Origin of the sequence: Paenibacillus maysiensis (assembly GCF_000520815.1) — a bacterium.
Taxonomy (GTDB): domain Bacteria; phylum Bacillota; class Bacilli; order Paenibacillales; family Paenibacillaceae; genus Paenibacillus; species Paenibacillus maysiensis.
Window position 1 is genome coordinate 65772 of record NZ_ASRY01000315.1, and the last position, 22092, is coordinate 87863.

Annotated in this window: 19 protein-coding genes and 3 pseudogenes; 9 read left to right on the top strand and 13 right to left on the bottom strand. The window is 46.9% G+C overall.

Features of this window, described 5'->3' with window-relative positions:
* Positions 1–53 precede the first annotated feature (53 nt).
* Both L696_RS0125180 and L696_RS32210 read left to right on the top strand, forming a co-directional pair.
* Positions 54–485: a GNAT family N-acetyltransferase gene (locus tag L696_RS0125180; RefSeq protein ID WP_081750794.1), complete on the top strand. Its 432-nt coding sequence runs from the start codon at positions 54–56 to the stop codon at positions 483–485.
* A gap of 291 nt (positions 486–776) precedes the next feature.
* Positions 777–950, top strand: a complete 174-nt coding sequence (locus L696_RS32210; protein WP_245233438.1) for a hypothetical protein — start codon at positions 777–779, stop codon at positions 948–950.
* 169 nt (positions 951–1119) lie between these two features.
* Here L696_RS32210 and L696_RS29955 read toward each other — a convergent pair.
* The 3 genes and pseudogenes from L696_RS29955 to L696_RS0125200 form a co-directional block, all read right to left on the bottom strand.
* Positions 1120–1704, bottom strand: a pseudogene (locus L696_RS29955) (MFS transporter); the annotation flags it as partial.
* 180 nt (positions 1705–1884) lie between these two features.
* The gene (locus L696_RS0125195) at positions 1885–2145 is read right to left on the bottom strand and encodes a hypothetical protein (protein ID WP_025686089.1); all 261 of its coding nucleotides are present in this window, start codon (positions 2143–2145) and stop codon (positions 1885–1887) included.
* A 33-nt stretch (positions 2146–2178) separates the two neighbouring features.
* Positions 2179–2706 carry a YbhB/YbcL family Raf kinase inhibitor-like protein gene (locus L696_RS0125200; protein WP_049827522.1) on the bottom strand — a complete coding sequence of 176 codons (528 nt, stop codon included), beginning with the start codon at positions 2704–2706 and terminating at the stop codon, positions 2179–2181.
* A 177-nt stretch (positions 2707–2883) separates the two neighbouring features.
* Here L696_RS0125200 and L696_RS0125205 point away from each other — a divergent pair, with 177 nt between their 5' ends.
* From L696_RS0125205 to L696_RS32215, 6 genes and pseudogenes are all read left to right on the top strand, one after another.
* Positions 2884–3549, top strand: a complete 666-nt coding sequence (locus tag L696_RS0125205) for a GntR family transcriptional regulator (RefSeq protein ID WP_025686091.1) — start codon at positions 2884–2886, stop codon at positions 3547–3549.
* Positions 3550–4347: 798 nt separating this feature from the next.
* Positions 4348–4653: a PadR family transcriptional regulator gene (locus tag L696_RS0125210; protein ID WP_280740296.1), complete on the top strand. Its 306-nt coding sequence runs from the start codon at positions 4348–4350 to the stop codon at positions 4651–4653.
* Positions 4653–5000: a DUF1048 domain-containing protein gene (locus L696_RS0125215; RefSeq protein ID WP_025686093.1), complete on the top strand. Its 348-nt coding sequence runs from the start codon at positions 4653–4655 to the stop codon at positions 4998–5000. Before L696_RS0125210 ends, L696_RS0125215 begins: the two co-directional genes overlap by 1 nt.
* Positions 5001–5012: 12 nt before the next feature.
* Entirely contained in the window at positions 5013–5363 is a 351-nt protein-coding gene (locus tag L696_RS0125220; RefSeq protein ID WP_025686094.1) for a DUF1048 domain-containing protein, read from the top strand.
* A 15-nt stretch (positions 5364–5378) separates the two neighbouring features.
* Positions 5379–5630: pseudogene (locus L696_RS0125225) on the top strand (ATP-binding cassette domain-containing protein); the annotation flags it as partial.
* A pseudogene (locus L696_RS32215) lies at positions 5551–5724 on the top strand (ABC transporter permease); the annotation flags it as partial. The pseudogenes L696_RS0125225 and L696_RS32215, both read left to right, overlap by 80 nt.
* Positions 5725–6132: 408 nt before the next feature.
* Here L696_RS32215 and lacZ read toward each other — a convergent pair.
* The 8 genes from lacZ to L696_RS0125265 form a co-directional block, all read right to left on the bottom strand.
* The gene (lacZ, locus tag L696_RS0125230) at positions 6133–9183 is read right to left on the bottom strand and encodes a beta-galactosidase, LacZ type (protein ID WP_025686096.1); all 3051 of its coding nucleotides are present in this window, start codon (positions 9181–9183) and stop codon (positions 6133–6135) included.
* 54 nt (positions 9184–9237) lie between these two features.
* The gene (locus tag L696_RS0125235; protein WP_025686097.1) at positions 9238–10062 is read right to left on the bottom strand and encodes a carbohydrate ABC transporter permease; all 825 of its coding nucleotides are present in this window, start codon (positions 10060–10062) and stop codon (positions 9238–9240) included.
* Entirely contained in the window at positions 10059–10955 is an 897-nt protein-coding gene (locus tag L696_RS0125240; RefSeq protein ID WP_025686098.1) for a carbohydrate ABC transporter permease, read from the bottom strand. Before L696_RS0125240 ends, L696_RS0125235 begins: the two co-directional genes overlap by 4 nt.
* Before the next feature lie 101 nt (positions 10956–11056).
* Positions 11057–12346, bottom strand: a complete 1290-nt coding sequence (locus L696_RS0125245; protein WP_025686099.1) for an ABC transporter substrate-binding protein — start codon at positions 12344–12346, stop codon at positions 11057–11059.
* Positions 12347–12747: 401 nt separating this feature from the next.
* On the bottom strand, positions 12748–14559 hold the full coding sequence (locus L696_RS0125250) for a cache domain-containing sensor histidine kinase (protein ID WP_025686100.1): 1812 nt from the start codon (positions 14557–14559) through the stop codon (positions 12748–12750).
* Positions 14560–14598: 39 nt separating this feature from the next.
* Positions 14599–16158, bottom strand: a complete 1560-nt coding sequence (locus L696_RS0125255; protein ID WP_025686101.1) for a response regulator transcription factor — start codon at positions 16156–16158, stop codon at positions 14599–14601.
* A gap of 241 nt (positions 16159–16399) precedes the next feature.
* A complete protein-coding gene (gene udk / locus L696_RS0125260; protein WP_025686102.1) occupies positions 16400–17035 on the bottom strand; it encodes a uridine kinase in 636 nt (211 codons plus the stop codon).
* Between the two features lie 75 nt (positions 17036–17110).
* Positions 17111–17632: a ClbS/DfsB family four-helix bundle protein gene (locus tag L696_RS0125265; protein ID WP_025686103.1), complete on the bottom strand. Its 522-nt coding sequence runs from the start codon at positions 17630–17632 to the stop codon at positions 17111–17113.
* Positions 17633–17909: 277 nt separating this feature from the next.
* Between L696_RS0125265 and L696_RS0125270 the strand changes: the two genes are divergently transcribed.
* Entirely contained in the window at positions 17910–20003 is a 2094-nt protein-coding gene (locus L696_RS0125270; RefSeq protein WP_025686104.1) for a pectate lyase family protein, read from the top strand.
* Positions 20004–20108: 105 nt separating this feature from the next.
* Here L696_RS0125270 and L696_RS0125275 read toward each other — a convergent pair whose 3' ends face one another.
* Entirely contained in the window at positions 20109–20453 is a 345-nt protein-coding gene (locus L696_RS0125275) for a hypothetical protein (protein ID WP_025686105.1), read from the bottom strand.
* 101 nt (positions 20454–20554) lie between these two features.
* A partial coding sequence (locus L696_RS0125280) for a DEAD/DEAH box helicase (protein ID WP_025686106.1) occupies positions 20555–22092 on the bottom strand: 1538 nt, incomplete at its 5' end.

Genomic DNA, 22092 nt, shown 5'->3' on the forward strand with positions numbered 1-22092 from the left:
TGGCGGGGGTTAGTGCGTGTCTTCAAGCCTAATTTAGCCTTAGCCACAGTAAGATAGAGGAGTACTATACGGAGGAGCATCAGTCCCAGAAGATTATTACGAGCAAGGCCGACATGATGGAGGATCGGAGATATTCCTTCGTGGTATGCCACAAGGAGGACGACCGGATTATAGGCAGCATAGGGCTATCTTTTGTGGTGAGGGGACCGCTTCAGAGCTGTATGATCGGATTCGACCTAGACCAAGCTTATAACGGCAAGGGCTATATGACGGAGGCGGTAAAGCAGGTGGTGCGTTATGCTTTCGATGAGCTAAAGTTTCACCGGATCGTCGGGGAAGCCTCTCCTCGGAATCCAGGATCAATCCGTGTGCTTGAGAAGGCTGGCTTTCACAAAGAAGGCATCTCTCGAAGCAACGTAAAGATCAACGGAGAGTGGGAGGATCATCAGGTTCTGGCGATTATAAATCCGTCAGAGGATATCTAGTTTCCCAAAGTGAAAATAATCTATGATTTATGGCTCAACTAACGGGTAACGATAGTTAAAAACGACAGAAGATTAAAATCTCTCCTTAGAAGCAAACTAGATTTAATAGCTTCTAAAGGGAGATTTTATTATGAACTTAAGGAGTTGTGGAGGTAGTATGAGGCTGACAAACGTATTCAAGGATTTAGTCCAAAATCATTAAAAGCTTACGCCCCCCAGCTAAAAATGCTGATGCTGGAGCTTGGCGATCTCGATATAACAGAGATAACGTTAACAATTCTGAAGGAGTACTTGGCAAAACATGCAGATCAGTTGAAGCCAAGCAGCCTAGGACATCGAATTCGTTTTGTTCTTTTTCGCTACGCTTATGAAGAGACTTGGGAAAGAGTGCTGCTTGAATTTCTCTACTGTACCGGCTGCCGTGTTGGGGAGGTGGAGAAACTCAACATTGAGGATCTCAACTGAGAAAACTGCTCTGCAGTTGTGAATGGCATAGGTTCAAAGCAGAGAGAAATTTACTTTACGACAGAGTGTAAAGTATGGTTAAAGAAATACTTGGCCAGCCGTGAAGATTCCTGTAAAGCCGTATTCGTAACCGATACCTATCCAACTTGCCGATAGCAGCTGTTGATGCAGCCGAAGAAATAAAAGTGACCATAGAGAACAATCCCATTCCTACTCCTATATGCTCTTTTGATAGCGTTCGTGAAACGGTGTTCGACATCGCAATTTGCATGAACGATTGACCAACAACACCGAAAATAAGAAAGATCGCAATAAAGACTGGCGACATGCCAACAACTGAAGACAAACAGATGAAACCGATAATAAGAAGTGCTGCCGCTGTATACACAAGAATCGGATTTCCCTTTTCATCATCTAAATATTTCCGATACATTGGCAACGTAAGCAGCGATAAAAGTGAAATCACAAATAAAACCCGCCAGTTCTACGTACTGCTCACCACACCAGCAATGATCGGACCGAGTGCCAAACCGAGTGCGAACCCGATTGCGACGGTACCCAACGCACGACCGCGCCTTTCGGGTGAAAAGTAACGAACCGGCATGATCATTGCAATCGCCGGAATGATCGATGCACCAGTTGCCTGTACAATTCGTCCCACAATTACCATCCAATATTGAATAGCCACTAAGCCTACAACAGATCCAATTGCAAAAAATAGCAGACCAAACGTCAACAAATTCTTCAAGCTGAATGCTATGATTGGTTTGTATTTGGCATGCCTATTTCTATAGGACAAAACAGCATTGCTGAAGCAACGCTCCTGTATTCCTTTGATGACGAATCTATCACTCAAGTACATCCGTAAAAATGTAAAGCATTACTTTGCCCCAACGGCAAAGTAATGCTTCAAAAACTTTGGCCGGGTTGGTGCTCAACCCCAAAGCACAGAAAAGCGCTCATAATTGAGGGCTTTTCTGTTTTTCGAGACAATTTGATTTTGGTTTTTGATTTTGCTCCCACAGCCACAAATGATCGTATGCTTCAAAATTTTAATTGGCTGCTGGCACATGGGGCATACACTTTGATGAGGCGGATCGTTCAGCTTCACCGCTTCTTCTGTACTTGGCGCTGCTTCGCTTGGAGCATTGGACGTTCCTGCCCCGTTGCTGCATGCGAACAACAACGCTTTCATACCATCGTCTCCTGTGGCCCCAAACGACTTGGGTTACTTGATTTCCCCTGTTGCCACGAGAACGGCTCTCCCCAGCGTATGGCTTAGCATGGTGAATCCTAAGAGAGCCGGCGTGGCGTTAGGGTCGACGCCGATATTCTCGACATCCAGGGCATGAACGACAAAATAATACCGATGAGGACCGTGTCCCGCTGGAGGCGCCGCACCGATAAATCGTTCGAGTCGTGCATCGTTCGGCAGTTGCAAGGCGCCTTGCGGCAAGCCGCTGCCATGCTCGTCGCCTGCGCCGGTCGGCAGTTCGGTGACGCTGGCAGGGATGTTGATAACGGCCCAGTGCCAGAAGCCCGATCCGGTCGGGGCATCCGGGTCATACGCGGTTACGGCGAAACTCTTCGTCCCTTCGGGTGCACCCGACCATTTCAAATGGGGCGAAAGATCTTTGCCGCCATCCACTCCAAACGAGTATTGATGGGGCGGTAGAGGAAGGCCCTCCGCAATGTCGTTACTTGTCACCTGAAAGACTGCGACTTCTGGCAATTTGGCAAACGGGTTGTTAATCACTGTAAATGGCCTCCTTTTTATGAATATGAAATCGATTATAATATCAAGAATCGATTTTGTAAATATAAATCGTTTAATATAATTATAATCGAATTTAATTTTTGTTTATTATAGATTTTGGTGTAAACTATTTAAACAAGTATAATCCCGATGTGTATGAAGGAAGGTGTCAGCTTCATGGCCAAAAGAAACGGTTCGTCCACTTTAAGCGAAAATGTCACGAAGAAACTGCAGTCCGATATTCTGGCTGGACAATATAAACCGGGCTCTCCATTAACCGTATCGGAATTAGCCAAAGGTTTCGATGTCTCGGTTGCCGTCGTTCGAGAATCATTGACCCGGTTAGCGACCCAAGGCCTCGTCTTGCAAAACCCGAATCACGGATTTTCAGTGAAGTCGGTGTCGGAAAAAGAACTGAATAGCATCATAGAAGCGCGGTTGATCAATGAATCCGCAGCATTACGCCTGTCCATCACCCATGGCGATCTCACATGGGAATCCAATGTAATCGCCGTTCATCACAAATTATCGCAAACGGCCGAGTACGAGGAAGTGAATCAAAAGCTTGCCGTTCGCGAAGAGTGGCCCGGCATCCACCGTCAATTTCATTACGAGCTTATCGCCGCATGTCCAAATCCGGTTCTCTTGGATATCTGCAGACGTCTTTGGGATTTGAGCGAATTTTATCGACATTGGTCGATCCAGCAGCAGCCAACTCGCGATGTCCGCGCCGAACATAAGGCATTAACAGATGCCGTTCTTAGCCGCGACAGCGAGCATGCCGTCGAGATCTTTAGAGCGCACATCCAACTCACCGCGGATAACCTGTTTGACCACCGATAAGAGGAGTATGCCTGCAAACCGCTGCTTTTAACTTTACCCAAATCCGTTGTAGACAAGTAGCAATATAATCCGGTAGTTGGCTGCCCATTATTTGAGCAGCTGACCTCAAAAAAAATAGGAATGCTTGGTCTTTGAGGACGTTGTTTCCGAGGGAATTGGATAGGACGGGGCTATTGAAGTTCGCCAGTAGTCTTTTCTTCTTTTCGCTTTTTCTAAGTTTTAGTCTTTCAACTAATGGGACACGATAGTTGAATTTAGAACAGGGAGCACACCGCCGCGGCAAATGCTCCCTCTTTCATTTAAGTAACGGACAGATTAGCTTAATGAATATCAGGAAGAGGATGCCGGAATAATTAACATCCTTTTGTTCAATTAAAGGGCGACTTGGCCATAGTTAGTGTTACAATCGGCACGAGAGGAATCTCTTATTTAAATGAGTATTAAAGATGGCAAGACGAAAGTAATGGTGTATTTCAGCATCTTTGGATAGGATTTCCCTATAGATCAATTACTGAGCATAGAACCAACAGAATCGTATAAAAAAGGTCATGTTATTGCTATTTGCAAATTCAATCTGTTTATTATCAAGATGTAAACCTGGGGTGTGACCACCTAATTATATTTTGACAACTGTTCATTAAGCTAAAGGGCAGGATAGTTGAAAATGTAAAATCCGTGTCAGAGATAACGTTATTGACAAATCATCTACTACGTGTTACTTTATAGCGGTAGTAAGTAACACTGCATACCAGTCATACAGAATAGCAAGGAGTGATTGTGCTGGAAAACCTAACGGAAATGCTCAAAGGCGTGCTTGAGGGCTGTGTCCTTGAAATTATAAGCCGCAAAGAAACCTACGGCTACGAAATCACGCGGCGGCTGAACGCCCTCGGCTTCACAGATGTTGTGGAGGGAACGGTGTACACCATCCTGATCCGGCTTGAAAAAAGCAAGTTGGTGGAGATCACCAAGAAGCCCTCCGAAATGGGACCGCCGCGAAAGTTTTTCGCGATCAACGACGCGGGGCGCGAGGAACTGCGGAAGTTCTGGGGAAAATGGGAGTTCGTATCATCAAAAATTAACGAGTTAAAGGAGAGAAAATAATGAAATTTTGGGAAAAACTCACCGCCAGCGACATGACTAAAGAATTCAAAACTTTTGAATCGCGAGTCAAAAAGCTGCCGGCTGATTATCAAGCGGCATGGGAAAAAATTAATGCCAATCTTTGGCCGCACTCAGATTTCACCGGTCGCAACCTCATGCCAATTCTTGACGGTGTGCTTGGCCTGCTAGAAGAAACGGCGGCGGACGGTCAGAGTGTCCAAGAGGTTTTGGGTGACGACATCAAAGGCTTCTGTTCAGCGCTGGCCGGCGAAGAAGGGGCAAAGTCTTTTCGCGACAAGTGGCGCGAGCAACTCAACAATAATATTGCTAAAAAATTAGGTAAATAGGAGGAGGATAAAATGAGAATACGAGATATCATCGAAGGCAAAAAAGAGTGGCGAGCGCACGTGGCGCGTGTCAAAGCGCTCCCGCAAGATTACCAGATTGTTTATAAAGAGATTCAAAAATATCTCTTTAAGGTCGGCCCTGTTGAGCTAACCGACGGGACGGGTTTGCTCTCGGGGATTATCGATCTTTTTGAAGAAGGCGCGGCCTTGGGGAAAGGCGTGCTCGAAGTGACGGGTAGTGACGTGGCGGCTTTCTGCGACGATCTAATCAAAGATTCAAAAACTTACGCTGACATCTATCAAGAATCTGTTGACCAAGAAGGTAGCAAGGCCATGAAAAAGGTTACGGATAAAACAAAGTAAAAGGGGGATATCGGGATGGAAATAGCAATTGAAGTGAAAGGTCTGCGAAAGTCTTTCAAGGACACAGAAGTCCTAAAAGGCGTCGATTTTGAAGTGAAGCGAGGTGAGATTTTCGCCCTGCTTGGCTCCAACGGCGCGGGCAAGACGACGATTGTCAGAATCCTCACCACGCTGCTCAAACAGGACAGTACGCGCCTTTGCCGAAAACCAGCCGGCGACGTCTATCGTAGAGACCATCCGTGCACTATTGTCAAGTCAACCGGTAGGCAATGATATCTGGGTCGCTTTAACGTGGTGCTTAGGGATAATGATCGTCGCATATCTATTTGCGGTGCGCGCATACAAACGGAATGCAGCTTAAGTTTGTATGCATTATAATGATAGTGGTCAACAAAAACATCAAGTAAAGGGCCTTTCACATTGTCAAAGCGATAGCTTCACCAGTTTTGCTCGTTGAGATCAAGGCCGTCGCAGTGAAGTGATGTTCTATTACTCCTTTTATATCGAAGTAAGGGGCATTAAAGATAACCAGGGAGCAGACTGCCACGGGTGGCCTGTTCTCTTTTTTATTGAAGTAGGCGTCAAATCGTGGATGCCGTTAAGCTAACGGGATACGTTAGTTGAATGACAATAGCGGCAGTCTAAGACTTTATTTTCACTGGACAGCTATTTGAATTACAAAGGCCCTTCCGATGCTCCTCTCGTGGGAAGCCGGAAGGGCTTAGCTTGTTGCATAATGATGATCCTGATATCTATGCGATGAACTTATTTATACCCTTTGCACGGTAAACTCAAATTCCAGCTTTTGATCGGCTGCAATTTGGTATTCCTCGTGTACCGGAGCGCCCCAGCTATCGTCGCCGCCGACACCCATTTGCTTGCCAGCCACCGTGACGACGGTGTAGTAGACGTTGGGCAGCTCATACTGATGGTATGCACTTTCCAGTTCAAATGCCGTATACGGTGAAATGTTGCATTCCACAGGCGCGGTTGCCGGTGCAGTAATGCGAATGCCTCGCTGAGAATCGTCGGTAATATCGACACGGCGTACGCCTGTACGGTTACCGGATTCCTGTGGCACGACATAACCGGATACATTATCCGCTGCTTCGTTGCGGAATACACCGAGTCTTGCCCCGAAGGCACGGTCGATATAGTTTTCCTCCGGTCCCATGGCGTACCAGTCCAGATGGCGGTAGTCTGCCGGAACCTTGAACGAAAGGGCAAAGATCGGCAGGTTAGGCAGCCCCGAGACGCCTTCATAAGTGGATTTCACTTTCAGGCTGCCATCGGCAAAGACGGTATATGCCACTGCTACCCGTACGTCTGCATGAATGCTCAGTATATAGCGGAACGTAACGGTTACACGGTCTGTTTGTTCTTCCGCGACTTCAATCCCCACACATTTGCGTGTTAGGCTAGCTGCAAACCAGCCACCCGCTTCAAACCCAAGCGCTACACCCCTGTCATTGTCCGTGGTTGCACGCCAGAACAACGGTGCGGGAGGAATAGCGATCATCTCGCGTCCAGCGTAGCGCAATGAAGTCAGGCTGCCTGCTCCTTTGGAGAACATGATGCTGAAATCTGCACCGTGAACGCCGATGTTAACATCGCCATGCACGACTCGAAGGGCACCGCCCGTAGGAGCCTTTTGCGGACGGGTATCTTCCACGATGAAAATATGCTGCCCAAAGGCTACTTCATATCCAGCCTCCGCCCACAGCGTAGCTTCTTTCAAGACCAGAGACGTGTGAATGATGTATTCACCAGGCGCGTCTACTCCAACCGTGTCCGCCAGCCTCAACGGAATATAAGCTTCTGTCTGTGCGGCTACATCCACTTGAATCACGTTCCGTGCGATTTCATGGCCTTCATGAAGCAGGCTGTATACCAGCTCGTATTCATCTGTTCCTTCGAACAGATTTTCATTGCGAATCGTCACGCCTGTGCGATCCGGCGTGAGCTTCAGATTTTGATACAGGAATTTGATCTCCTGCATCTTCGGTGAAACCTTCCGGTCCGCATAGACAATTCCGTCCGTACAGAAGCCATAGTCTGTCGCACGGTCGTCAAAATCGCCGCCGATCGCGAGGTATTCGCGTCCGTAGCGATCTTTTTTCATAACCGCCTGATCAATGTAGTCCCAAATAAAACCGCCCTGATACAGCTCGTATTTGTTCTCCAGCTCTGTATATTTGTGCATACCGCCTACCGAATTGCCCATCGCATGCATGTACTCACAGCTAATGTACGGCTTTTGCGGATTGTCGTTCAAATACTGCTCGATATCTGCGGGCTTGGCGTACATCCGGCTCTCCATATCGCTGGTATCATCGTACATACGGTTGTGGAACACGCCCTCGTAGTGTACCAGACGGCTCGGGTCGGTGGCTCGGAAATAGTTGGCTACATTCCGCAGCACTTCACCTGCATAGGACTCATTGCCGCAGGACCAGATTAGAATGGACGCATGGTTTTTGTCCCGTTCCAGCATGGAGATGGCGCGGTCCATAACGATATCCTGCCACTCCGGCAGATTGCCGGGAATGTTCCACGAAGGCTCGACTGCGCCAAGCTTTTGCCAGGAGCCGTGTGTTTCCAGGTTCATTTCGTCAATCACATACACCCCGTACTCATCGCACAGCTCATACCACAGAGTCTGGTTAGGATAGTGAGAGGTGCGGACCGCGTTCATGTTGTTTTGCTTGAGGGTGCGAATATCCCATAGCATATCTTCACGCGAAATCGCACGTCCAGTGCGAGCGTTGAATTCATGGCGGTTCACGCCCTTGAAGACAATCCGCTTGCCGTTCAGATGCATCACCTTGTTGATTAGCTCAAACTTGCGGAAGCCGACCTTTTGCGGAATGACCTCGACCAGCGTTCCATCCGGTTCGTAGATTTGGATGAACAACGTGTATAGGTAAGGCTTTTCGGCGCTCCAGCGCTGGACTTGATCCAGTGCTGCCGACAGCGAAGCCTTGCCATCTGTAAAATCCGCCTTCAAAGAAGCCACAATCTGGCCTCCAGCATCTTTGACATCGACGGTCGCATAGGCGGCTACTGCTTTTTCCAAGGTCAGCTCCAGCTCCAGCAGCCCCTGCGTGTACGTGGCATCCAGACCGGCCTTGGCATGCAGATCACGTACGTGAACAGACGGGATGGTGTACAGATATACGTCTCTGAAGATACCGGAAAAACGCCAGAAATCCTGATCCTCCAGCCATGCTCCTGTACTTCTCTGATATACCTCCACCGCCAGCTTGTTTTCGCCTGCTTGCAGGAACGGTGTCAATTCAAAATCGGACGGTGTAAAGCTGTCCTCGCTGTAGCCGACAAATTGTCCATTCAACCATACATAGAAAGCCGATTCGACGCCTTGAAAAGAAATAAACACAGGCTGCGCGTCAGAAGCCATATGTTCCGGCAAAACAAAGCCTTTGATATAGCTCCCGACCGGGTTGTGATCTTCTGGAATATGTGGTGGGCGAACATCCGAATGTCCGTCCCACGGATACATCGTATTCACGTACTGCATTTGGCCGAAGCCTTGCGTCTGAATATGACCCGGTACCTGAATGTCGCTCCAGCCGCCGTATTCGAAATCAGGGGCATAGAACTCCGCCGGACGGATGGTTGGGTTCGTAGCATAGTTGAACTTCCAGCTACCATTCAGGCTATGACGCCAGACCATATCGGCCTGACGCTCCGCTTCCTGAAGTGTAGCGTAATATTTATGATCGGAATAGGCAGGCAGCCGATGTACTGCAAACTTGGTTACGTCGGTCAGCCAATTCAGGCTGGGGGTGTGGATGGTCAAGGCGAACACTCCTTATTTTTAAAAATAAAATGAAGGTATTTCACAGCAAGTCTGTTATTTTACCGAGCCTACCATACCTGCTACAAAATGCTTCTGCATCAGGAAGAATACCAGTGCGGTCGGCAATGTGGACAGGACGATGGCAATCATAATCACGCCGTAATCGGGTGCATAGCCAGAGCCGAGGTTCGAGATCAACAGCGGAATCGTTTGATTTTCCGGCGTTTGCAACACGATCAGAGGCCAGAGGTAGTTATTCCAGCTTGACATGAACGTGATGATGGCGGCAGCGGCATAAGTTGTTTTCATCGTAGGCATATACACCCGGAAGAACAGACCCAGCTCGGACAATCCGTCCATACGACCGGCTTCCAGCAAGTCCTTCGGAAACATCTTGGTGCTTTGACGGAAAAAGAAGATCAGAAACGCCGTGGTAACCGTCGGAATGACGACAGACGAAAGGGTATCAATGCCGATCCAGGGCAGCGTATTGGAGATACTGCCGAACATCCGATAGAGCGGGATCATGATCGCCGCAAACGGAATCATCATAGACATTAGCAGGATATTGAAGACAACGTCTTTGGCTTTACTTCTGTAAATTTCAAAGCCATAGCCTGCCAGTGAGGCAATGAGCATTGCCAGCAGTGTCGTGGAAATCGAGATTTTCGCCGAATTACTCAGTGCGGTAACGATATCCACTTTTTCCAGCAGATTGTGCATATTATCCATCAGATGAGAGCCGGGCAGCAGCTTGCCTTTCGTCACATCAACCGACAGGTTGGTGGCGCTGGATAGCATCCACAGGAACGGGAAAATCGAAACGAACGATATAATGATCAGAAAGGCATACGTAAATAGTCTTTTCATTTTCATCATTTCTTCTCACCTGCCACTTTGAACTGGATGATCGACAAGATAATGATCATAATGACGATGGAGTAGGATACGGTCGCCGCATAACCAAAGTCGGATGAATATTTGAAGGACAGGTTATAAATATATTGCGAAATGGAAGAAGTCGCGTTCCCCGGTCCGCCTTTGGTAATGTTCATAATTTCATCGAAGAGCTGGAGTGTACCAATCGTCGATGTGATGGAGGTGAATAGGATAATCGGCTTGAGCAGTGGAACGGTTATGCTGAAAAATTGTCGAATGGAGGAAGCTCCATCAATACGGGCCGCTTCGTAGATCGAGTTGTCGATGTTCTGGAGACCGGACAAGTAAAAGATCATATTGTAGCCGGTCCAGCGCCATGTGATTGCAATAATAATCGTAACCTTGGCCCAGAAGGGATCAGTAATCCATTGAATCGGCGTGCCGATCACGTGCAGATTTAGCAATAAAGAGTTTACCAGACCATCAGCCGAGAACAGATATTTGAATACAACCGAATAGGCTACAAGGGATGTAATACAAGGCAAGAAGATCGCTGTGCGGAAAAAGCCTTTGAATTTCAGGTTTTTATCATTCAGCAGTACGGAAATGAACAGGGCCAGAATCACCATCAATGGCACCTGGAAAATCAAATAGATAAACGTGTTCTTCACGGCGGTTATAAACATGCTGTCGGTGAACAGACGTTTGTAGTTATCAATGCCGTTGAAGGTCAGATTAGACCCTGTACCTGTCTTGAAGGACAAGATGAGCGCCTGGATCATCGGATAGAAATAAAAAGCCACAATCATGATCACTGCGATGGATATGAACAACCATCCTGTCATACCTGCCTTGAAACGTGATGTCGTCATTTTGGGCGCGGCTGTCTTCATACCATGTCAACTCCCCATGCAGCAGTAAAACCTTGAACTCGAAAGCCCAAGGTTTTAAGTGCTTATCGTTTTATTGTTTAGCCTTGGCTAGATGGACTGTCTTATTTAAGCTGTGCTTCTGCTTGTCCTTGAGCATCTTTCAGAACTGCGTCTACATCTTTGCCGTTCAGATAGTTTTGAATTTCAACGGTCATGATATCCTCAATGGCATAAGTGTGCAGGCCATAATTGACTTTTGGAACTTGTTTGGTCCAGTCTGCGAATTTTTTGTAGACTTTATCGCCACCGAAGTACGGATCTGCCTCGTCATACGCTTTACCGCTGGAAGCTGCGTTTAATGAACCGACAATTCCAATCTTGCTCAGCATATCTTGATATAGATCTTGATCTGAACCGAATGTTTCTTTCAGGAAATCAGCAGCGGTATCTTGACCGTCTGTGTTCAGGACATACCAGGAGCTGCCGCCGAGGCTGGAAGCATTCACGGATTCAGGTACATTTTTCAATTTAGGGAAAGGAACAACGGCCCATTTACCCGATTGCGAAGCTTCTGCTTTGATTGAAGGCGTAATCCAGTTACCTGTTGGTACGGAAGCAACTGCACCGCTATTAAAGGCTGCCAGGAATTGGCTCCAGTCGGCATTCATTTTAACAATGTTCGCATCGAACAAGGATTTGTACGTCAAGAGCGCTTCTTTCAGAGCTGCATTACCAGCCAGGTTTGGCGTTTTACCGTCTTCTTTCAGGTACCATGAACCTGCGGATTGGATCATACCGCGGATCAGACCGAGATCATTCGGATCTTGAGTGAGCATTTCTTTACCTGTTTTTTGCTTCACGGCTTTACCGATTTCAATGAATTTGTCCCAATCAATGTTGGTCAGGTCAGCTACTTTGTAGCCGGCTTGTTCCAAATAATCCGTTCTTACATACAGACCCATAACACCGGAGTCGAATGGAACACCGTATTGCTTGCCGTTGTAGCTGGTTGGTCCGATTTTGTAATCCGCGAAGTCGGATGCTTTGATCGAGCTGCTCATATCATGGAAGGAATCGGGATAGGCTTGCAGGAAGTTCTGTGCCCGGTAATCCTCGATCAGAACCACGTTAGGCAATCCTTTGGTGGAACCGGAGTTGAGACCGGCATTCATTTTTTGTACGATATCATTTTGAGCGTATTCTACAATGTTTACGGTTACATCAGGATGTTTGGCAACGTAGCGATCTTTCGCCAGCTTCAGTGCCGCGATATTGAAGTTCGGGTCCCAAGCCCAGACCGTGATTTCTTTCTTGCCGGAATCCGTGGTAGTCGCGGCTTTCTCGGAATTGCTGGAACATGCGGACAGCAAGATCAAGCTTGCGATCAGCAGAAGGAAAGTCATTTTTTTCATTTTGTTCAACCCCTACTCTTTTTTATATGTTGCTTATTCGTGCTAAACCTTTTAGATGAAAGCGGTTACTTTGTTTATAAATCTAGTTTATCATCCTTGTTTTGCAGGCGTTAGGAATATCTTTATACGGATTGGTCTTATTATTATGAAATATCAAAAAAGGTACCGCTTACATTTGTATTTTGTTTTGGTTTAGGTATTTTTTTTAGGTTGAGCCTGAAATTAGATGGCGTGCTACTACGCAGGTGGATGGTGCTTCCCATCGCCCCCGCCCCCGGATTTCTTGAATAAAGTCTTTCATAAGGTAGGAATCCGGGGACAAAAGCGAACGCTTCGCTTGTACAGCACCATTCCACCCACTCCGTTTTACATGCGCATTTTTTAAGTTCAGCCTATATTTATTAGATAAGAGGGGCGGGTTTTACGATCAATGGCAGTGTCAATCTCACTTTGGTACCCTCGCCTTTTTTGCTGGCAATGGTCACGCCGTATTCTTCTCCATATAAAAGGGTAATGCGGTTGTGAACGTTCTGAATGCCGATGCCCGTGAACAGTTGGCGCTTGCTCTTGGGGTTCGGAAGTCCGTCCTGCACAGCATGTCCGTCCATATCCATACCGTCCCCGTCGTCGACTACTTCGCAGATGAGAGTGTCGTCCGTTTTGGACACCAATATATAGATGTGTCCTGTATTTTTTTCATTAAATGCATGGAAAAATGAATTTTCGATAAAAGGCTGGATAATCAGCTTGGGAACATGGTACTCCAGACAATCCGGCGACACAAAATAATTCACCTGTACCCGCTGCCCATAGCGCACATGGTTAATGAACACGTAATTTTGCATGTTGGCCATTTCCTGCTCGATGGTGATCGTTTCACTTACATTGCTGATCGTATTTTGCAGTAAAGAAATGAGCGCGTTGATCGTCTCGGCGGCGGTCTCCTTGTTTCCTTTGAGCACCAGCATTTTGATCGAAGCCAGTGTATTGTACAGAAAATGCGGATTGATCTGCCGCTGCAGTGCAGCCAGTTCTGCATTTCGTTGCCCTTTTTGCGTCTCTAGAAGCTTCTGGATATAGTCATTCAGTTCATCCAGCATGTAGTTGTAGGCATGACTCAACTGTCTGACCTCATAGCTGCCCGTTACCGGGATATAGTTATCAAAATTTTTCTCGCGGACGGTCGACATTTGCTTGACCAGCCGGGTCAGAGAACGAATCAGGCGACGGGAAATCAGAAAAACAATTAACAAAGCAATCAACACGATGCCAATGCAGATCAGTACAACGGATTTGACGTCAATAATCTGTCCGATCGCGGTTTGTCTGTCGATCATGTTCACCAGATAAAAATCATAAGAAGGAATGTAGTTGGAAAGAAGGATGCTTTCCTTGTTCATCACATCGGCATTGATGTAGTTAAGTCCCTGTTCATTAATTTTTGTGGCATAGCCTAGCAGCTCATTGGAACGTTGTCCGATCAAGTCCTGACGGTTGCTCGACACAATGAGTCCCGATTTGTCCAAAATGAGTACATCATTGCCGTTGCTTGTGAAGTTGTTATAGAAGCGGCGGAGCTCCGGCTCGCGAATGGCAATGTAGATCATGCCATACAACGTACCGCTAGTTCGCTCCATAAATGCCTTGGAGGCGATAATATAGGGTGTGGGTTTCTGTGCGGTAGTATTCATTTGCTGACGCAATAGATCTGTATCCAGCTGATACATAAGCCGTGTCGGCTGTGCCGCGTTTCGGGCTGTAATCAAACTGCTCTTGAGCTCCTCCGCAGTTACCGGCCAGTAGGACGAGTCGGAATAGAAGCTTCGACCGTTCATGCCCGTTATGGCGACACTAACATCATAGGCGTCAACATTTGATTTAATCTGCTTCATCTGCTGTGCCATACCGAAGTAGATTCGCGCCGAGTTAATGGAGTCGGATTGTCCTCCTGTCAGGTAGTTTTTGACCGTTCCATTTTCCGAAGCATGGGTTACGGCATTCACGATAGAATCATTGAAGGATTCAAAGCTGGATTCAATCTGACTGAGTACCTTGGCATTTGTAATACTGAATGTTTCGGCGAACAGTCGTTCAGACATCCGAATCGTCACCAAAGAGGTCAGCAAGGACACCGCAGTGATGCTGACCACCATAACGACAAATATTTTAAAGAACAGACCTTGATATTTGATTTTATGGATATACCTTTTCATATTAAATCTCTTTTCTGCTGGCAGATATGCTCTTGCTGTCTAATGGAGAGGCTCCCGGCGATATTGGCTGGGTGAGTAACCCATTACCTTTTTGAACACTTTGGTAAAATAGCTGGGGTCCGAATAGCCAACGGTGCTGCTAATATCCGAAATGGACATTGTCCCCGACCGCAGCAGCTCAGCTGCCTTTTCAACCCGAATTTTGTTCAGATACTCGCTGAAGCCCTCTGTATGGTGAGTTGTAAAATAACTGGACAAGTAAGAGGGATTAAAATGAAAATATTGACCGAGTGTCGTCAAATTGAGCGTTTCCGCGTGATGTTCCTCGATATATTCCAGCAGCTTCTTCATGCTCGGACTGCTTCCTTGCTGTGTTTTGGCCAGAATCTGCATGTTCGCTTCCTCTAAAAAGGTCTCCAGCAATCGCACTGCCTCATGTACGTGAGGGGCATCATTAATTGTTTTGAAATAGGAGTATTTCGCCGCATCCAGTTCCTTCATATCATACCCCTGATTCCCGAGCAAAATCGTAATGTTGAATACGATGTTCCCGAGAAGGGATTTGAATTCAAAAGCGGTGAAGGTATAGTTGCCGGACATAGCGGCTACATAAGACCTCAAATCCTGAAAAGCCGTATCAAAATGCTCACGCTTCATTTCTTCCGTGAACTGTTTTAAGTTAAACGAGCTGTTCACCTGAACAGGCTTGGGGAGTTCGTCTTCCATCAGAAGCGCGGTTCCTGGGAAGTAAAAGCGATAGCTGAGCAGTTTGGGCAGTTCATCCTGATAGACCTCGCTCATTTGATTAAAATCATCAAACAAACGGCTGATCGCCCAGCCTGTCTGTGGCTCGACTTGCTTCGTCTCCTGAGCTACTTCTCGGACCGTAGCCATCCAGGAGTGTAATTCACGCGGATCAAGATTAGCTAAAAAAACAGCCGTGTTTGCATCAGACGGCAGTTGTCGCAACACGATTTGTTCACAGGCAGATGTCACTCGATCGGTGAGCTTGGAAAATAGGTACGAGGCAGGGTGGGAGTGGACTTTCCCCTGTGGTTCCGCCTGCCCCACGCCTATGAGTGCAAAATGGGCATACGGAAATTCCTGCTTCAGCAGTTCCGTGTCATAGTCGATGCTATAGCCGGAAATGAGCTTTTCTATCACATGATCCATCGTAATTCGGTTATTCCCGGCATCCGCCTGATACTGAATGGACGGAATTTTGCGGGCTGTTCTCTGGAGCACTTGAAGTAGCTCATCTGTGTCCAGCTTGGGCTTCAAAATATAGTCAGCAACACCTTGCTGGAAGGTGGATCGCACGTAATTAAACTCGCCGTAGCTACTGAGCACAATGACCTCAATATCAGGATAATTCTGTCTGACAATGCGTGTCAGTTCTTCACCGTCCATGATAGGCATCACGATATCCGTAATGACAATATGCGGGCGCAAAGTCTCAATCAGCGCTAACGCTTCTTTTCCATTAGAAGCCTCGCCTACAATGCGAAATCCATACTGTTCCCACGATAAATGATGCTTGATCCCTTGCCGTACCAATATCTCATCATCTACAATCAAAATATTGCATAGCTCTTTCATGGCAGCACTCTCCGTAATTATACCTATTCAAAAAAGACCTCCATAAGGCGGACGTCACATCATTTGAGACACATAGTTGATAACGCTTCCAACTTAGCTTAAATATAAAGCATTTAATCCTTACATGCTAACATAAACCTCTGTCTAATCCAAAGGTAATTTAGTTCAAATGGCATGTAAAACGACAAAAAAGGCCGCCGAGAAGATCTCGACAGCCTGAGTAAACCGGGCTACCTTTACCTTAAACGGTACCCCATGTCCGATCTCCTGCCAAATATTTTTCAGTCAAAATAGACAGCAGTTGAATACCAACCTCATTGTGTCCTCCCTCAGGAAGGATCAGGTCAGCGTATTTCTTGGAAGGCTCAATAAATGCCTCGTGCATAGGCTTAACCGTACTCAAATAGTGATCGTGGATCGACTGAATGGTGCGGCCTCGCTCCTCAATATCTCGAAGTACCCGGCGAAGTATACGCACATCCGGATCGGTGTCGACAAATACCTTGATGTCGAGTAGTTGACGGAGCTTTTCGTCAGACAGTACGTGCAGTCCTTCTAGCATGACGATATGATTCGGTAGAAGCTCTACCGTCTCGTCTGTAGAACGAGCATGAACCGTGAAGTCATATACTGGCGCGTGGGTCGCTTGTCCTTTTTTCAGACAATGGAGATGCTCAATAAGCAAGTCGTTGTCAAAGGCAAACGGATGATCATAATTGACCAAAGCACGTTCGTCATAGCTCAGATGTGAATGGTCTTTATAGTAGTTATCCTGAGATATGAAAGTCACTTTATTAGATCCCAGACGTTCAACGACAGCGCGTGCTACCGTCGATTTACCGGAACCCGTACCGCCGGCAATACCAATAATAAGCATGGCGTTTCACTTACCCTTCCCTAAATGTATCCCGATACAACTCAAGTATTGTAGCACAATGCGCACTTTTTTTCATCAATGCTGAACGTTGTATTTCTTCCATTTTCGTATCCTGGCCCGGAATGTTTTAAACGGTGCCGCAGAGTTGATATGAATCCATCTGGCCATGGGCCAGTTTGGATTACTGCCAGTCCACTTGTGAATGCCCTGTATGAAGAGTTCTTCATGACTGAGTGTGTCAATCCAGTCCAGCCATTTTTGCTCGGTCAACTTGAATAAATGGCGTAATTCACTTAAAGAGTGATGGGAGTAGGTCTTGTAAAAGGATTGGTAAAGTTCGCCTAGCCTATTCCATTTATAGTTCGGTGCAGGCATGATGACGGTTTTTCCTTCCTTTTCGTCTCTGTCCCATGACATGACAAGCTGTAGCCATCCGAGCTGGTAGGCAATCATTTCAGTAGGGGTTTTATCTACCTCGGGAATTCGAATATCCTTTTGTTCCTCGGCTACCTCCTTGAATTCACTGTCGAATAGCAGGTAGGAGGCATGGATGGCTTCTTTTAACTCCGTTTTGGAAGCGTACTGGTAGCCGGACATCTGATCGCTCCTTTACATTGTAATCATGATATCAACCCTTTATATGTACCACTCTCAATATGACAACCTTATGTCTTATTTAAAAATAAATAAAGTGATTTTTGTGATTTTATGCAAAGGCATTTGGTGTGTTCACGAAAAAAAGATGCAAAGTTAATAGATAATTTAAGACAAAAGATAAGTAATTAGGCATATTTTAATATTTCTTTATGTGTCTATAATTATTGGAGGTAGTTGTTTTGATATTCATTAATCCAATTAAGAAGGAGATTGTTACATGAAGCCGAGTTTGTTGAAGAAATGTGCAAGTGTAATGCTGAGCAGTTCGTTGGCGCTGTCTTTATCGTTACCGTTACTAGGTCATGCGTATGCAGATGGGAATTTACAGGTAAATGACAATTTTGAACAAGGTGAAGCTCAGGGCTGGACAGTAGGCTCGGGGAACTGGTCTGTGGTCAAGGATGGAAATGGCTTTGCATACCAACAATCTAGTCGAAGTGAAAGCCAATCCGTTAAAGGTAATGCCTCATGGACGAACTACAGTGTGCAAGCAGATGTGTATGTAGATGATTTTAACGGCTCCAACCGGGTATATGTTGCAGGCAGATATACAGATGCCGATAACTTCTACGCGGCTTCGTTGTACAACAAGAAGGGCGGAGCACTTGAAATTCGTAAAAAGGTAAACGGCTCTATGAAGACACTGGCTACCAACATGAACTACAAACTGGACACCAATACATGGTACACAGTGAAGCTGGAGCTGTCCGGTTCGGAAATTAAGATGTATGTCAATAATCAGCTGGAGCTGACCGCAACAGATTCCAGCCTTGCTTCCGGAGCCATTGGTTTGGTAACCTCCAAGGCGGTTGCCCAGTTCGATAATGTTATCGTATCCGGTGCTTCTTCTGAAGCAGATCCAGGTACAACACCTGTGAATCCAACACCAGGTACAGATAACCCTACTCCTGGGGTGAACCCTGATGTAACCTCCAAAAATAACTATAATTTGACTGGCTTTTCGTATGGTAATACAGGTGGTGGCAACATTGCGGATACAGATGCCAACTACAAAAAGGTTTACAACGCTGTAGATCTCAACGAAGCACTTAAAAAGGGTACTAAAGTCAAAGTTATTGAGATCATGAATGATCTTGATTTGGGATGGAACGAAATGCCTGCTGCTGCGAAGGTCATGCCTTTTAGCGCAAACAACCCTGTGCTGACAAATCCCGTTTTGAAAAAAACAGGTGTGAGCAAAATCTATATAGAAAACTTGAATGGAATCACGATTTTCTCGGCAAATGGTGCTAAAATCAAACATGCTGGCTTTGTTATCAAAAGAAGCTCTAATTTGATTTTCCGTAACCTCGAATTTGACGAGCTTTGGGAATGGGATGAAGCAACCAAAGGGAACTATGACAAGAATGACTGGGATTATATCACGGTTGAAGGCCAAAGCTCCAAAGTATGGATTGACCATTGTACATTCAACAAAGCGTATGATGGCTTGGTGGATGTGAAAAAAGGCAGTAACGGAGTTACCATTTCCTGGTCCTTATTCAAAGGAGATGACCGCAGCTCCAACAGCTGGGTGACCCAACAGGTTGACGCTATGGAAGCAGACAAATCTTCCTACCCTATGTATGCTTATCTGAGAAGCAGTGCAGTAGGAATGAGTAAAGAAGATATCATTGATATTGCAGCAGGACAAAAGAAAGCGCATCTGATTGGTGCTACGGAGATGGCCGCTGATAATGCAGATTTGGAAGTGACGCTGCACCATAACTACTACAAGGATATTCAAGACCGTATGCCGCGTTTGCGTGCTGGTAATGCCCATGCCTATAACATCGTTATGGACGATGCCGGATTGGCCAGAGCCAAAAACAGAATTACGCCCGACATGGAAAAAGCGATTGCTGCCAAGGGATACCATTTTGACGTAATAGGTAACGGTGCGATTTCAACAGAAAATGGCGCGGTATTGCTTGAGAAATCGTATTTAATAGATGTATTTTCTCCTGTTCGTAATAACCAAAAGGATCCAAACGCTGCGGATTACACAGGTAAAATCAAAGCAGAGGACGTCATCTTATCGGATAACGGCACCGTATTCAGAGGAGGCAGCGACGATGCAAATAGCCCGTTAGCTCCGTATCCTGTGAAGGACAAGGCCTTCTCTTGGAATGGATTCACGACGTTGCCATACAGCTACACAGCCGAAGATCCTGAAAACCTGGTTGCTCAATTGCAGGCCAAGGACGGAGCTGGTGCAGGCAAGCTGAACTGGTCGAGTGAAAACTGGCTTAAAACCGTATACAAAGCAGCCGCTTCGAAGGTTGCAGAAACGGTGGAAGATTCCGAATAAGTATATTGGAAAAATAGCATTGGAATAAAAAGCAGCCGGGACAGATATACTCTGTTCCTGGCTGCTTTTTTTCGTATACACTTTCAGGACGCGTTCGGCAAGCGCTTAACCGATAACGACAAACGAGGACACACCAGCGGGTACCGATCTGACCCGGAACAACGTTCCATCGTCTCTAAAGGTACGCAAAATATAAGGCTGGTTCGTAGGTGTGCGGACCCTGCTGAATCGGGCTGTGCCGAAACCGTCGAAATTCACGGCTTGCACAAAACTTCCATTTGTACGCCGGAGCACTGCAAAAAATCCCGTTGTAATAAAAGGTACTCCATCATTACGGGCCCAGATGACTGTGAACCGACGAAGGGTTTGCGTAGGACTTACATTACGATATTTCGTAACAGGAACCTTTCTGCCCGTAGACTTCAAGGTTTGAGGAGGACGAATGGCCACTTCATATCAACTCCTTTGTTGTGATGAGATAGTAGATGCACACAAAGGAGTTTAGGACTGTGCTATAAACTACTTCTTAAAAATTAGGTTTATAGACCTCATCATGCCCAATCGCGCCGTAGCGTAAAGAGTTCTTTCAACGCATCCGTCGACAGCTCGGTAATCCAGCCCTCGGTGCTGGAAATGATCTGGTCACTAAGCTGCTGCTTGCTCTCCAGCATTTCGTCAATGCGTTCCTCCAGCGTGCCCAGCGAGATGAACTTGTGCACCTGTACGTCTTTCGTTTGTCCCATCCGGTAGGCGCGGTCTGTGGCCTGATTTTCAACAGCCGGATTCCACCAGCGGTCGAAGTGAAAGACGTGGTTGGCGGCTGTCAGATTCAGACCCACCCCCCCAGCCTTGAGCGACAAAATAAATACGGACGGCTGCTCGTCAGGCGGCAGTGCGTGAGATTGGAACTGATCAATCATCCGGTCACGGGCCGTTTTGGACGTACTGCCATTGAGGTAGAGCACCGGCTCTTGTAGCTCTTGAGCGAGCACCTGCTGGAGCATCCGACCCATGCCAATATACTGGGTGAAAATAAGGCAGCGCTCGCCTTCCTCCCGCAGCTCCTTGACCATGGCCAGAATGCGCTCCAGCTTGGATGAACGGCTGATGACCGCTTCAAAATCGGGCTGACTATAACCGGAAGCCGTGGCATCCGGGGCCGCCTCCTTGGTTAAGAGCGCAGGATGGTCACAAAGCTGCTTCAACTGGGTAAGGGCAGATAAGATAGCACCTTTTCGCTCAATCCCCTCCAGCTTCTGCATCCGTTCCATGAGCTCTTTGACAATTTGGTCATAGAGCGCTCCCTGCTCGGAGGTGAGATGAATGTACGTTTTCATCTCATTTTTCTCGGGCAAATCAAGCTGTATAGCCGGGTCCTTCTTCTTGCGTCGCAGCATGAAGGGCTGAACCAGCTTTTGCAGGTCTATCGTTCGTTGCTCGTTATGTTCTTTCTCGATAGCATTGATGAACCGATTGCTGAAGGCGCGTGTGCTGCCCAGATAACCGGGATTGATAAAATCGTAAATCGACCATAGCTCGGACAGCCGATTTTCAATAGGCGTCCCGGTTAGCGCAATACGATGCCGGGCAGGGAAGCTGCGAACGGCAGTGGATTGCTTGGTTTGCGCATTTTTAATATTCTGCGCTTCATCAAGGCAAACCGAGTCCCAGGTTATGCTTTGTAGCAGCTCCTGATCGAGGGTTGCTGTAGCAAAGGAGGTCAGGATGACATCAGCTTGCTCGACTTCCTCGCGAAACAAGTCTCCCTGATCCCGCTTGCTTCCATAGTGGAGCATGACCTTCAATGAAGGGGCGAATCGGCTGAGTTCCTTTTGCCAGTTGCCTAGCACCGAAGTCGGGCAAATCAGCAGCGAGCTGGAGCGGACGCCTGTCTCTGCGGCGATGTCCTGCAGATGTAGCAAATAGGCAATAAACTGCACCGTTTTGCCAAGCCCCATATCATCGGCAAGGCAGGCACCCAGCCCAAAGCGCCGTAAAAAGGCAAGCCACGCATATCCGTCCCGTTGGTACGTCCGCAGCTCGGCTTGCAGTCCGTCCGGCACGTCCAGTGCCGGCCATTCGGACTGTC

Bases quoted from the DNA above. Each gene is read 5' to 3' on its own strand.
- L696_RS0125245 (WP_025686099.1), bottom strand. From the start codon at position 12,346: ATGAAAAAAATGACTTTCCTTCTGCTGATCGCAAGCTTGATCTTGCTG.
- udk (WP_025686102.1), bottom strand. From the start codon at position 17,035: ATGCTTATTATTGGTATTGCCGGCGGTACGGGTTCCGGTAAATCGACG.
- L696_RS0125215 (WP_025686093.1), top strand. From the start codon at position 4,653: ATGAAATTTTGGGAAAAACTCACCGCCAGCGACATGACTAAAGAATTC.
- L696_RS0125255 (WP_025686101.1), bottom strand. From the start codon at position 16,158: ATGAAAGAGCTATGCAATATTTTGATTGTAGATGATGAGATATTGGTA.
- L696_RS0125235 (WP_025686097.1), bottom strand. From the start codon at position 10,062: ATGATGAAAATGAAAAGACTATTTACGTATGCCTTTCTGATCATTATA.
- L696_RS0125240 (WP_025686098.1), bottom strand. From the start codon at position 10,955: ATGAAGACAGCCGCGCCCAAAATGACGACATCACGTTTCAAGGCAGGT.
- L696_RS0125220 (WP_025686094.1), top strand. From the start codon at position 5,013: ATGAGAATACGAGATATCATCGAAGGCAAAAAAGAGTGGCGAGCGCAC.
- L696_RS0125210 (WP_280740296.1), top strand. From the start codon at position 4,348: ATGCTCAAAGGCGTGCTTGAGGGCTGTGTCCTTGAAATTATAAGCCGC.
- L696_RS0125205 (WP_025686091.1), top strand. From the start codon at position 2,884: ATGGCCAAAAGAAACGGTTCGTCCACTTTAAGCGAAAATGTCACGAAG.
- L696_RS0125265 (WP_025686103.1), bottom strand. From the start codon at position 17,632: ATGTCCGGCTACCAGTACGCTTCCAAAACGGAGTTAAAAGAAGCCATC.
- L696_RS0125250 (WP_025686100.1), bottom strand. From the start codon at position 14,559: ATGAAAAGGTATATCCATAAAATCAAATATCAAGGTCTGTTCTTTAAA.
- L696_RS0125195 (WP_025686089.1), bottom strand. From the start codon at position 2,145: ATGAAAGCGTTGTTGTTCGCATGCAGCAACGGGGCAGGAACGTCCAAT.
- L696_RS0125270 (WP_025686104.1), top strand. From the start codon at position 17,910: ATGAAGCCGAGTTTGTTGAAGAAATGTGCAAGTGTAATGCTGAGCAGT.